Raw genomic sequence first — 12,000 nt, 5'->3', positions numbered from 1 at the left:
ACGTATTTCTATAAAAGCTTTTTAGGCATCTTAGCCACATAATCTTTCAGATAGAAGGGCTCAAAATAGGCCACGTCTTCTGTTTGTCCCTGAAGCAGTCGTTTCTCTGCCAGAGGCTGCATCCATTTTGCTAATGGCTCTACGCCATCGATATAGTGGGCATTCGGATGATTGATGGTTTCCATGCACTTCTTTGCGCCGTTACCAAAGAAATAGACCGGACGCTCGTCGAGCCACTCTTTATAGGTGTTGGTATCTACCACATCGGCACGTATCTCGCGTACAGGGCGCAACGCACGGTCGTACAAACCGGCATAGACCTCCATACGGCGCGCATCGAGCATCGGACAGAGCAGTGCGTTTCCTTCCAACACTTTCTCGGCCAGCAACACAGGCACACAAAGAAGTTCGAGTGTGGGAACTGAAATGAGTTTCAAATCGCGGCCATAGCACAAGCCTTTAGCCATCGACACGCCAATACGCAAACCAGTATAACTGCCTGGTCCGCAACTTACTGCAACGGCATCAAAGGGAATAGCATGGCTATCGGTAAACGACAAGGCGGCATCGACCATAGAACCGAGGCGTTCAGCAGCATTTCCTTTGCCTGCCTGATTTTCACCCTCGTTCCCAGCCAGTCCGGCCTCGTCATGGAAAATAACATGAGAGTCTTCGCTTACTGCCACCGAACACACTGAAGTGCTCGTTTCAATATGCAAAATACAAGACATAATCTGTGTGAGTATAATTAATACATTATAATAATGTGCAAAGTTAATCATTTTCGATGAAACGACGCAGTTAATTACTCTTTTTTTGTCATTTAAATGAATATCTATTGACTACCAACGGAATCACATTTACAAGACAATGGTGATTCTACTGAAATAAATTATAGCTATAATTTTCTGAATTTAAGCTATAATTCTCGAAATTATAGCTATAATTTATTTTCACGGTATCACCAAACAGGAATAAAAACAGTTCGAGTGACTCGCGATTAAACTTAAACTCCTAATTTGAATGAAATAATTTTGGCTTTTTAATCACTTAATAGTACCTTTGCAACGAAAATAGTAATTTACAACAATTATGATACAATCAATGACCGGCTATGGCAAAGCTGTCGTAGCCTACAAAGACAAGAAAATCAATGTTGAAATCAAGTCTCTGAACTCTAAACAGTTGGACTTGCAGACACGTATCGCCCCACTCTATCGTGAGAAAGAGATGGAAATCAGACAGATGATTGCTCAGGCTGTAGAACGCGGAAAGGTGGATTTCGCGCTATGGATTGAGAAGGAGCAGGGCGTTGACGCCACTCCCATCAATGCTGCCTTAATGGAAAATTATTACCAGCAGTTGAAGGAGATTGCTTCACGTACAGGCATTCCCGAACCAAACGACTGGATTCAGACACTGACACGCATGCCAGACGTGCTGACGAAAACTGAACAGGAAGTGCTGAGCGAAGAAGAATGGGCAGAGGCTCACAAAGCCGTTGAGCAGGCCATTGCAGCCCTGGTAGGCTTCCGCAAGCAGGAAGGTGCTGCACTGGAAAAGAAATTCAACGAGAAAATTGACAATATTGAGCGTCTCATGGCAGAGATCGAGCCATACGAAAAGAGTCGCGTAGAGAAAATACGTCAGCGTATCACCGACAGTCTGCAGCAGATTCCTGGTGTAGAATACGACAAAAACCGTTTGGAACAGGAGCTTATCTACTACATTGAGAAACTGGACATCAGCGAGGAGAAACAGCGTCTGGCCAACCATCTGAAGTATTTCCGCGAAACGATGGCTGAAGGTCACGGACAGGGCAAAAAGCTCGGTTTCATCGCTCAGGAAATGGGTCGTGAGATCAATACTACCGGTTCGAAATCTAATCAGGCCGAGATGCAGAACATCGTGGTTCAGATGAAGGACGAACTGGAACAGATAAAGGAACAGGTATTAAACGTGATGTAATGAAAGGGAAGTTACTTATATTCTCGGCACCAAGCGGCAGCGGCAAGTCAACCATTGTACAATGGCTGATGAAAGAGCACCCTGAACTGAAACTTTATTTCTCAATCAGTGCCACTTCGCGTGCACCCCGCGGCACAGAGCAGAATGGCGTGGAATATTTCTTCCTCACGCCTGAAGAGTTCCGCCAAAGAATTAAGAACGATGAGTTTCTGGAGTACGAAGAAGTTTATCAGGACCGTTTCTACGGTACGCTGAAAGCTCAGGTTGAACGCCAGTTGGAAGCAGGACAGAACGTTGTGTTCGACGTCGATGTGAAAGGTGGTGTAAACATCAAGAAGTTCTATGGCGAAAAAGCGCTAAGCCTTTTCATACAGCCGCCATCTGTTGAAGAACTCCGTCGCCGTCTGGTGGGACGCGCTACAGACAGTGCAGAGGCCATCGAACAGCGACTGGCCAAGGCTGAATATGAAATGACCTTTGCCTCACAGTTTGACCACATTGTGGTGAACGACGATTTGGAGAAGGCAAAACAGGAAACACTTCAGCTCATAGCACATTTCCTGAATGAATAATAACGGGGCTTTGTCAACCATCCTCCCAGAAAGAAACAAGAAGAGGTCTATCGGTCTCTTCGGTGGTTCATTCAACCCCATTCACATAGGCCATATCTCGTTGGCAAGACAGCTGCTCCGGTTAGCTGGGCTTGACGAGATATGGTTTATGGTTTCTCCCCAAAACCCGTTGAAAAAAGGTACAGACCTCCTTGACGACCATCTGCGCTTCGATATGACCAAGAAGGCATTGGCAAACGAGGAAGGACTGATAGCCTGCGACTACGAACTGCAGTTGCCAAAACCATCTTATACTTGGAACACATTACAAAAACTGAAAGAGAACTTCCCCCAACATACTTTCACCCTACTGATAGGCGGTGACAACTGGCAACTGTTCCCACGTTGGTACCATTCGGAGGATATTATAAAGAATTATCAGATAGTGATCTATCCCCGTCGTGAAAGTGAGATAGACCGGACTCAACTGCCGGAAAGCGTAAAGGTGGCGAAAGCCGAACTGCTCGACATCAGCAGCACCATGATACGCGAACGAATCAAGAAAGGCGAAAGCATCAGCGGTTTAGTACCGACAGCCATTGAGAAACAGGCTGAAGGGTATTATAAATAAGATTGCCACTAAACCGTTCAACTTTTCTTATCTTTTCTTCAAGCAAAAAGCCAACCATCTGCAGCCCAGCCATTCCGGCATGAGGCAATGGATGTCGCGCATCAAGCGGTAAACGCTCAGTTCCTTGTACATGAATACCTCCCTCCAACCGTAACGGATGATTTTGCGCTGCCTATGATACTGCTCGCGGAACAAGGAGGCATCACCTCTCAACATTTTCAGATTGTTGATGCTAAGACTCTGAATCTTCTCATACAGCTCAGGACTGTGGACAAGTCTGATCTCGCAGGAATAATTCCAGATTTCCTGAAGAACCACCGTCATGGCATCCATCTTCTTTTGCAATGAAGTACCCGTGATAATACTATCGCCACGCAGACGATAAAAGTAGGTTACAACAGGGATAACATAAATGGTGCTTGCCGTACATGCCACTTGGAAACTCCACAACTCATCTTCATGAATCATTCCTTCTTTGAACTGCAGTTTCTTTTCACGGATATAGCCAAGCCGATAGAGTTTGTTCCATGCCATGGTGTACCACTTCCAAACCAAATAAGAATGAAAGACAGAAGGTCTGAAGATGAACTCCCTGACCAAAGGACGCTTGGGCTGCTGATGCTCGCCCAACTGATCGTAGTTGCCCACCACTACATCATACTTTAACTGACTCTGAGATAAAGGTTTTACCAGCTGCTCGATACAGTCGGACGTTATATAATCGTCACTATCCAGGAAATATACATAATCGCCTGTGGCAGCTGCCATACCGGTGTTGCGGGCCGCCGAAAGACCGCGATTCTGTTCATGATGCAAGATGTGGAACTCTATCGGTCCGTGATAGTCGGCCAACATGGTCTGCACAATCTGCATGGAACGGTCGGTTCCGCAATCATCTACCAACAGGCACTCCATGGGGTCCTGAAAGGTCTGTGCGAACACGCTTTGAAGACAATCGGCTATATAGGCCTCAACATTATAGACAGGAATAACGATTGATATTTTCATGATATAAGAAAGTGTTTTAGCATATTCTCTGGTTCCTGCAAGAGAGAGGGTTCGTATTTGTATGACAACTTATGAATGAAACAGGCATTGAGCAAATGGGCATAGCCCTGAGCAGTATAGGGCTTGTGCCACTGGAAATAGAACACATGCGGGTTCATATTGCACACATAGGGCATTTTCTGCCACAACTGCCGACAAGCCTCGTCATTCTGAACCAGCATCGTCATTACAAGATGGAAGATATAATAGTTGTGGGGCTTACTGTTCTGCTTAAAATATTCACACAAGTAATTGAATGTTTTTTGCAACAGGATATTACCTGCCTCAGCCTTTATAAACCAACTGGAACCGACGATGGGTGACAGATGTCCGCCCAGCAGATTGCTACTGAACATGAAGAAAGGACTGTTCAGTACATAGTCGGGATAGTCTGCTGACTGATAGCAGGTGGCATCGCGCCATATACCACCATATTGGGTTAGCAGATAGGCACGTATCAGGTCGGAATGCAATGCTTCGCCCATTTCCTTCTGACGGTAAAGTTGCTCCATATGCTCAGGCAGGCGTACATACTGCGACAGATTCTCACCCGTCAGTACCACTACGTCATAATCGCCTTGATAGGGCGCAACAGACTGGCAGCACTTCTTCACCAAAGCCGGGGCTGCATCCAGTCCCTGTGTCCACATCACCCAGATGGTCTTGTTCTTCCTGACATCAGGATTCCTATACAAGTTTGACCAGTCGGCCTCAGCCCAAGCCAGATGACGCTTGAGCAACCTGACGAGCAGTCTTTCCTTGCGGACTTGCAACAATCCTGCAACAGGCTGAAATCTACTGGCTATTCTGAAAAGGAAATGAGACATGCCTATGATTATTGATTATCGGGCTTTTGGAATGTTCCGTTGACAACGCTCTTGATACGCTCTACCACACGCTCGGATGCATGACCGTCATCAAAGCTGTTGTATCGCTTCATATAGGGGGCTATCGATTTCTTGTACTCAGCTTCATCATACTGCGAAATGGCCTGCACCAACTCATCGTTGGTCTTGTTGATTTTGAGTGGGAGATCAAAATAATTCTTTGACAGGCCTCGGCAGTTATGACTGTATTCGTCGAGATCGGAGGCGAAGATGAATACGGGTTTCTGCATGACCAGGAACTCGGCAATGGTCGATGAGTAGTCTGTTATCTGGGCATCGGCAACAAGGAGCAGTTCCTGCATATCGGGGTAAGTAGTCATATTGACGACATGCTCATCATAGCTGAACCGCGCCATGCCTCTCATATCATTGGGATGCATACGCACAAAGAGCACCCACTGGCAACCCGTCTTTTTCTCCAGACAGTCAAGTATCATGGGAGCATCGATACTATAGGCATCGATACTTCCATTGTCACGGAACGTAGGACAATACAGCATGATTTTCTGCCCTTTATCTACTCCCATCTTATGCTTCAGTTCTTCCTTCACCGATGGCGCACTGAAAAAGATATCGGAACGGGGAGCTCCACACTCCAATACCTCACCATCATACCAGAAAGAGTTCCTGAAAAAAGCCGACTGCATGGAATTGCAGGAGGTAATGACATCGGTAATAGCAGAGTTCTGCTGTGACTCCTTGACATACTTGGGCGACAGCAAATCAACTGCATCTTTCTCAATATACTTGAAGGGAAGCGGTCCATGCCACGTCTGTATGAAATATTGATTTTTGCGCTTAACAAAAGGGAGATAGTTCTTTACATTGCTAATGATGATTTTGGCTGTGGCCAATTCATAGATATAACGTAAAGTCCATATTCTTACGGGCAAAATATCATGCGGAAATACGAAGCCGGTGCCTTTGACAATCCATCTCAACTTGTAAGGAAGATTCTGCCTGACAATTTCTTCTGCTATATATTTAGGATTGTCTCCATAACCTTTGCCATTGTAGCAATAAAAGACAATCTTGTTGTTGTCGGTAGGCAATAGTCTGAAAGGGAACATAAATAGAGACAAACACCTCTTGAAAATTTTCGTATCCCGCAAAAATGATATGATGCTGAAACTCTTCACCGCAAATTATTTAATAGATATTGTTGCAAAGATAGCAAAAAAAATCTACTCGAAACAAAAAATGCGACTTTATTATATTTTCCTTTTGAAAAAACACAAAAATGATATACCTTTGCACATCATAATTATATATAAGGATATGGTTATCGGATATACTACAGGGGTTTACGACCTCTTTCATATTGGACATCTTAATTTGCTGAAAAACGCCAAGGGCATGTGTGACAAATTGGTTGTCGGAGTTACCGTCGATGAACTGGTGGCATACAAGGGCAAGAAATCCATGATTCCTTTTGAGGATCGCATTGAGATTGTTCGCAGCATAAAATATGTTGATGCTGCTGTTCCTCAGTACGACATGAACAAACTGGAGGCTTGCAAGAAACTGGGGGCTAAGTTCCTCTTTGTTGGCGACGACTGGTATGGCACCGAGAAATGGCAACAATATGAGAAGGAGTTTGCAGAAGCAGGCATCCAAATCGTATATTTCCCCTATACTAAAGGCATTTCTTCTACAAAGATTAATGAGGCTCTGAATGCAGTAAGAGGCCAAGACTTAACTGATGTAAAATAATTTCATAAACCTATGGTAAACAAAGATTTTTGTTTAAGTTCATATATTGCATTTCGCTATATATGGAAAGACGGAATGGACTTCTGTGAAGGTTTTCAACACAAGAACTACGCTCCTATTCCAGATGAAGAAAGAATCCCAGTAAAAACTTCAGAAGATATCGACCGGGAGATTCAACGACAGTTTGACGCACTCTATGCCAAATATGACAATATCGGCATTCTGCTTTCTGGCGGAATGGACAGTGCCAACCTTGCCGCCTATCTGAAGCCAGGCAGTCACGCCTATACTTTCACTTCAGCATCGGGCGAGTTCGATGCCGATATAGAGCGAGCAAAGAAGTATTGCGCCAAGTGGAAGCTGCAGCATCATTTTATTGAAGTGACAATGGACGACTTCAAGCAGTTCACACCGATCGTCATGCGCTATAAGTATGCTCCCGTTCATTCCATTGAGGCACAGATATACAAGGCTGCCATACAGGCGAAAGCTGATGGTGTTCAGCTGATGATTGTGGGAGAAAGTTCTGACTTAATTTTCGGCGGAATGGACAAGCTGATTTCTCCTGAATGGACCTTCGACGGATTTGCAAAGCGCTATACGTTCCTTGATCCCAAACTGGTGCTCACGAATCCTGTTGACCAGTCGGAACTCTATGAACGTTATCGCACCGGAGAGACCACCATCGACTTCATGCGCTTCATGGATGAGGTATTTGCCGTAGAAAGCTCTGGTTCCTATCTGAATGCATTCGGTGCAGCATGGATGCCTTATTATGATCCATACGCATCACTGGTGATGAGTGAGCCACTCGACATGCATCGTGTACGCAATGGCGAACCGAAATACCTGGTGCGCGGACTCTATGCCATGAAATATCCTGAACTGGAGATTCCTTTCAAGATTCCGATGCCCCGCCCTGTAGATGCCATATTCAAAGACTGGGAAGGCCCAAAACGAGCAGAGTTCCGCAAAGATATTCCGATGGAACAGCTGACAGGCAACCAGAAATGGCAACTGTGGTGTGCCGAGCAGTTCTTGAATATGCTGGAGAAATAAACGAAAAGGACGGCAATCGTCTTTCAGCCAGTTACGAAAAGACTGACATCGCCTTTTAGGCATTCAATTCTCGCTTCAGAAGAAAGGCTATCGACTCTTTGAAGATGGTTGACTTCAACAGCCAAAGGGCTAAACAATAAGTGCTCCCTGCAACAAAGAGCTTGAGAATGAAACGCAGATACATATTAGGAATGCCCATCAGCCATTCATAGGCCATAAGGGCAATGCCTCCTGCCAATAGGAAATAGGGAATAACATCCTTACCAACTTCAAGGATTGTTATTCCCAAATTTTTTCTTGCCAAGAAGAACCAGACAAACAGCCAACTGATGGTGACGGCAGTATAAATCCACACCATCACTGTAATACCAAGTGGCGATGAGAACCATGCTGCTCCCAACTGAACAATACAAAGCGCCAAGGTACTGAAGAAATAAGTAGTAGAACGCCCTTTGCTGATAAGCAGATTGGAAAACAAGGTTGAAAAAGGAATGAATGCGCCTGCAATACAGAGGATACGCAACAAATGAGCACTCTCAAGCCATTTTTCAGTAAGCAGTATGACAATAAACTCCTCAGAAACAATCGACAAGCCGAACATAAAGGGGAAACTGATAAAGGCTGTAAAACGCAACACTTTCCTGAATATCTGTTTCTGTCGGGCAGGATTGTCATTGGTCTTTGCAAATATGGGCTGTGCAATACCTATAATCATGTTGCTACCCAAAGAATAGCCCATCGTGTTCCATTTGTTGGCTTGAGTATAATTGCCCACCACATGGGTGGTATAGAGTTTTCCCAATACAACCGCAAACAGATTATTGTTCACCACATTCACAATATTCGTCAACACCAACTTACTGCTAAAGCCAATCAGTTCCCTGATGGGAGCAAAATTAAAGGTAAACGTAGGATGCCATTTGGCAAAATAGAAGTTCAACAGCGAAATAACAGAGACATAGACAAGCGTCTGAGTGGCGATACCCCAATAGGCATATCCCTTGATGGCCATCGTAATTCCCACGATGCCAGAGAGCACCTGAGCGGTGATATACACTATCGTGTTCTCACGAACCATCATCTTACGGAACGTAATAGCCCTTGGCGCCACGCCAAGACTGGAAAGGAAGAAACCAACGAAGATGAACCTCGCCAACGGTATCAGTTCTGGAACTTGATAAAAATCGGCAATCAGTGGGGCACAGAAAAAGAGAATAACATAGAGTGACAGACTCACAAGAGAAGAAGTCCAAAACACCGCATTATAATCTTCATGTGTCACTTCTTTCTTCCTACACAGGGCCGAAATAAAACCTCCTTCATGTAAAGCAGCAGCAGTAGCAGAAAAAATGGCAAGCATACCCACCATTCCATAGTCGTCCTGTGTGAGTTTACGTGCCAATACAACGCCAATAACTAAACTGAGCAGTTGCTGGATAATATTGCTCAGTCCACCCCAAAAGAGGCCTTTGGCTGTTTTCTCCTTTAGCGATTCTGCCATATTGGAATATAATAAAGGGGTATTATAAAGAAAGTTTTATTATAAAGAAGGTCTTACAATAAAGAAAATCTTACGATAAAGAAGGTCTTAGTATCTTAGAAATATGAAAGTGACTTATAAGAAAGCCTTATTAACAATGAAGCCCTCCGTTCTTCAAAGGAGGGCTTCATCATATTTGTTTTAGCCTACCTGAGAACCGGGCTTCACATCCTTTGTGGTAGTTACCACGCTAAGACTCTCGTCAAAATCAACGGCACTCAGAATCATGCCCTGACTCTCAATACCCATCATCTTACGAGGAGCAAAGTTGGCCACAAAGAGGATACGCTTGCCAACAAGTTCTTCGGGATTATCATAGAAAGCGGCAATGCCAGAGCAGATAGTGCGGTCGGTACCACTACCATCATCGATGGTGAACTGCAACAGTTTCTTTGACTTTGGCACACGCTGACAGGCTTTAACCAGACCAACACGGATATCAAGCTTCTCAAACTCTTCAAAGCTAACATTCTCCTTAATAGGAGCAGCCTTATAACTGGCAGCCTCATTAGCTTTCTTGGTAGCCTCCAGCTTGTCGAGCTGCTTCTGAATCACTTCGTCCTCAATTTTCTCGAACAGCAGTGCAGGCTCGCCCAACTGGTGTCCAGCCTCTAGAAGATCGGTGCTACCCAACTGTTCCCATTCGAAGCTCTCGATATTCAGCATCTCACGCAGTTTCTTGCTGCTGAATGGCAGGAATGGTTCGAAGGCGATAGCGAGGTTGGCTGTCAACTGCAAACAGATATTCAGGATAGTCTCGCAACGCTTAGGATCAGTCTTCCAAACCTTCCAAGGCTCACACTCGGTGATGTAACGGTTTCCAATACGAGCCAGGTTCATAGCCTCGAACTGAGCATCACGGAACTTGAACTGCTCCAGCAAAGCTTCTACCTTAGCCTTTACATCCTTGAATTCCTCAAGGGCCTGCTTATCTACATCCAGCAGTTCACCACAGGCAGGAACAACGCCGTTCCAATATTTCTTGGTGAGCTGAAGAGCACGGTTTACGAAGTTGCCGTAAACAGCTACCAACTCGTTGTTATTGCGATCTTGGAAGTCTTTCCAAGTAAAGTTGTTGTCTTTGGTCTCTGGTGCATTGGCAGTCAACACATAGCGCAACACATCCTGCTTGCCAGGCATATCTACCAGATACTCATGGAGCCATACAGCCCAGTTGCGAGAGGTAGAAATCTTATCGTTCTCCAAGTTCAGGAACTCGTTGGCAGGCACGTTGTCAGGCATGATATACTTGCCGTGAGCCTTCATCATCACAGGGAAGATGATGCAGTGGAACACGATGTTGTCCTTACCAATGAAGTGAATCAGACGAGTATCCTCGTCCTGCCACCATTTTTCCCAGTTGCCCCACTTCTCAGGCTCTTTTTCACACAGTTCCTTAGTGTTCGATACATAGCCAATAGGTGCATCAAACCATACATAGAGCACTTTGCCTTCCGCATCCTTTACAGGAACAGGAATACCCCAATCCAAGTCGCGCGTCATTGCACGAGGCTGCAGATCCATATCAAGCCAGCTCTTACACTGACCATATACGTTGGGGCGCCACTCCTTGTGCTCCTCCAGAATCCACTTTTTCAACCAGTCCTGATACTCGTTCAGAGGCAGATACCAGTTCTTGGTCTTCTTCAGAACGGGGGTAGAACCTGAGATAGTCGATTTAGGATTGATGAGTTCTGTGGGCGAAAGGTCGCGTCCGCACTTCTCGCACTGGTCGCCATAGGCTCCCTGAGCATGACAGTGGGGGCACTCACCAGTTACATAGCGGTCAGCCAGGAATTGCTTTGCCTCCTCATCGTAGAGCTGTTCCGTGGTCTCTTCAGTAAGTTTACCCTCATCATAAAGTTTCTTGAACCATTCGGCAGCAAACTTATGATGTGTTTCTGAAGTAGTACGGCTATAGATATCGAACGAGATTCCAAACTCCTCGAACGAATCCTTAATCATTTTATGATATCGATCTACAACATCCTGGGGTGTGATACCCTCCTTACGGGCACGTACTGTGATGGGCACGCCGTGCTCGTCGCTACCACCGATAAACAGCACCTCACGCTTCTTCAGTCGAAGATAACGCACATAGATATCAGCAGGTACATACACACCGGCCAAGTGTCCGATATGTACGCCACCATTTGCATAAGGTAGCGCCGACGTAACAGTAGTACGCTTAAAATTTTTCTGTTCCATTTTCTATATTAATACCTATTTATTATAATTTGAATGCAAAGGTACGATTAAGCGAGTGAAAATGCAAATTTATTTATAAAAAAAGAGTGCGGTATGAATCACTCACCCCGCACTCCTTCCTAACGGACGTTGGTATTTTTAAGAGTAATGACACTTAAAATGGTCACCACTGCTACCGATACCAACATTGCCGTAGTTTGAAAATCTAATAACATAATCTTTACCTTAATCTTTTAAACTACTAACCTAATGAATAACATGTGAACCAATCTCACGATTGACGGTGCAAAGGTACTGCTTTTAGCTCAAAAAAATGCGGTTTTAACATTTTATGTATTGGACTAAATCGATGATTGTTGATATACATCAAAAAAAGTTGGCTACCCCTCTCGGAAT

General features: G+C 44.8%; 11 protein-coding genes. 5 read left to right on the top strand and 6 right to left on the bottom strand.

Translation table 11 applies throughout. The annotated features are described in order from the left end of the window. Positions 1-8: 8 nt before the first annotated feature. Positions 9-731, bottom strand: a complete 723-nt coding sequence (tsaB, locus tag L6475_RS01495; protein WP_237821817.1) for a tRNA (adenosine(37)-N6)-threonylcarbamoyltransferase complex dimerization subunit type 1 TsaB — start codon at positions 729-731, stop codon at positions 9-11. 361 nt (positions 732-1,092) lie between these two features. Here tsaB and L6475_RS01490 point away from each other — a divergent pair, with 361 nt between their 5' ends. From L6475_RS01490 to nadD, 3 genes are read left to right on the top strand one after another with little or no spacing between them, the layout of a single operon-like run. Continuing rightward, positions 1,093-1,968 (top strand): YicC/YloC family endoribonuclease, encoded by an 876-nt coding sequence (locus tag L6475_RS01490; RefSeq protein ID WP_237821815.1) that lies wholly within the window; start codon positions 1,093-1,095, stop codon positions 1,966-1,968. Next, positions 1,968-2,540 carry a guanylate kinase gene (gene gmk, locus L6475_RS01485; RefSeq protein WP_237821814.1) on the top strand — a complete coding sequence of 191 codons (573 nt, stop codon included), beginning with the start codon at positions 1,968-1,970 and terminating at the stop codon, positions 2,538-2,540. Before L6475_RS01490 ends, gmk begins: the two co-directional genes overlap by 1 nt. Beyond that, positions 2,533-3,150: a nicotinate (nicotinamide) nucleotide adenylyltransferase gene (gene nadD, locus L6475_RS01480; protein WP_237821811.1), complete on the top strand. Its 618-nt coding sequence runs from the start codon at positions 2,533-2,535 to the stop codon at positions 3,148-3,150. Before gmk ends, nadD begins: the two co-directional genes overlap by 8 nt. 27 nt (positions 3,151-3,177) lie before the next feature. On the opposite strand, the gene L6475_RS01475 is transcribed toward nadD, so the two are convergent. From L6475_RS01475 to L6475_RS01465, 3 genes are read right to left on the bottom strand one after another with little or no spacing between them, the layout of a single operon-like run. After that, positions 3,178-4,158, bottom strand: a complete 981-nt coding sequence (locus L6475_RS01475) for a glycosyltransferase family 2 protein (RefSeq protein WP_237821809.1) — start codon at positions 4,156-4,158, stop codon at positions 3,178-3,180. Further along, positions 4,155-5,024 (bottom strand): capsular polysaccharide synthesis protein, encoded by an 870-nt coding sequence (locus L6475_RS01470; RefSeq protein ID WP_237821807.1) that lies wholly within the window; start codon positions 5,022-5,024, stop codon positions 4,155-4,157. The genes L6475_RS01475 and L6475_RS01470 overlap by 4 nt, the downstream gene beginning before the upstream one ends. A gap of 8 nt (positions 5,025-5,032) precedes the next feature. Then, on the bottom strand, positions 5,033-6,154 hold the full coding sequence (locus L6475_RS01465; protein ID WP_237821805.1) for a CDP-glycerol glycerophosphotransferase family protein: 1,122 nt from the start codon (positions 6,152-6,154) through the stop codon (positions 5,033-5,035). Between the two features lie 208 nt (positions 6,155-6,362). Between L6475_RS01465 and L6475_RS01460 the strand changes: the two genes are divergently transcribed. Next, positions 6,363-6,797 carry an adenylyltransferase/cytidyltransferase family protein gene (locus L6475_RS01460; protein ID WP_237821803.1) on the top strand — a complete coding sequence of 145 codons (435 nt, stop codon included), beginning with the start codon at positions 6,363-6,365 and terminating at the stop codon, positions 6,795-6,797. A gap of 75 nt (positions 6,798-6,872) precedes the next feature. Next, positions 6,873-7,856 carry an asparagine synthase C-terminal domain-containing protein gene (locus L6475_RS01455; RefSeq protein WP_237821801.1) on the top strand — a complete coding sequence of 328 codons (984 nt, stop codon included), beginning with the start codon at positions 6,873-6,875 and terminating at the stop codon, positions 7,854-7,856. A 55-nt stretch (positions 7,857-7,911) separates the two neighbouring features. Here L6475_RS01455 and L6475_RS01450 read toward each other — a convergent pair whose 3' ends face one another. Further along, on the bottom strand, positions 7,912-9,357 hold the full coding sequence (locus L6475_RS01450; RefSeq protein ID WP_237821799.1) for a lipopolysaccharide biosynthesis protein: 1,446 nt from the start codon (positions 9,355-9,357) through the stop codon (positions 7,912-7,914). A gap of 180 nt (positions 9,358-9,537) precedes the next feature. Further along, a complete protein-coding gene (gene metG / locus L6475_RS01445) occupies positions 9,538-11,604 on the bottom strand; it encodes a methionine--tRNA ligase (protein WP_237821798.1) in 2,067 nt (688 codons plus the stop codon). Between the last annotated feature and the right edge of the window lie 396 nt (positions 11,605-12,000).

The sequence above is a fragment of the Prevotella sp. E9-3 genome (assembly GCF_022024015.1).
GTDB lineage: Bacteria > Bacteroidota > Bacteroidia > Bacteroidales > Bacteroidaceae > Prevotella.
The sequence above is the reverse complement of the archived record's forward strand: the minus strand, read 5'-3'. Positions and strand labels throughout refer to the sequence as shown.

Coding starts and splice junctions, on each gene's coding strand:
- L6475_RS01460 (WP_237821803.1), top strand. CDS start 6,363: ATGGTTATCGGATATACTACAGGGGTTTACGACCTCTTTCATATTGGA.
- L6475_RS01490 (WP_237821815.1), top strand. CDS start 1,093: ATGATACAATCAATGACCGGCTATGGCAAAGCTGTCGTAGCCTACAAA.
- tsaB (WP_237821817.1), bottom strand. CDS start 731: ATGTCTTGTATTTTGCATATTGAAACGAGCACTTCAGTGTGTTCGGTG.
- L6475_RS01470 (WP_237821807.1), bottom strand. CDS start 5,024: ATGTCTCATTTCCTTTTCAGAATAGCCAGTAGATTTCAGCCTGTTGCA.
- gmk (WP_237821814.1), top strand. CDS start 1,968: ATGAAAGGGAAGTTACTTATATTCTCGGCACCAAGCGGCAGCGGCAAG.
- metG (WP_237821798.1), bottom strand. CDS start 11,604: ATGGAACAGAAAAATTTTAAGCGTACTACTGTTACGTCGGCGCTACCT.
- L6475_RS01455 (WP_237821801.1), top strand. CDS start 6,873: ATGGACTTCTGTGAAGGTTTTCAACACAAGAACTACGCTCCTATTCCA.
- L6475_RS01450 (WP_237821799.1), bottom strand. CDS start 9,357: ATGGCAGAATCGCTAAAGGAGAAAACAGCCAAAGGCCTCTTTTGGGGT.
- L6475_RS01475 (WP_237821809.1), bottom strand. CDS start 4,158: ATGAAAATATCAATCGTTATTCCTGTCTATAATGTTGAGGCCTATATA.
- nadD (WP_237821811.1), top strand. CDS start 2,533: ATGAATAATAACGGGGCTTTGTCAACCATCCTCCCAGAAAGAAACAAG.
- L6475_RS01465 (WP_237821805.1), bottom strand. CDS start 6,154: ATGTTCCCTTTCAGACTATTGCCTACCGACAACAACAAGATTGTCTTT.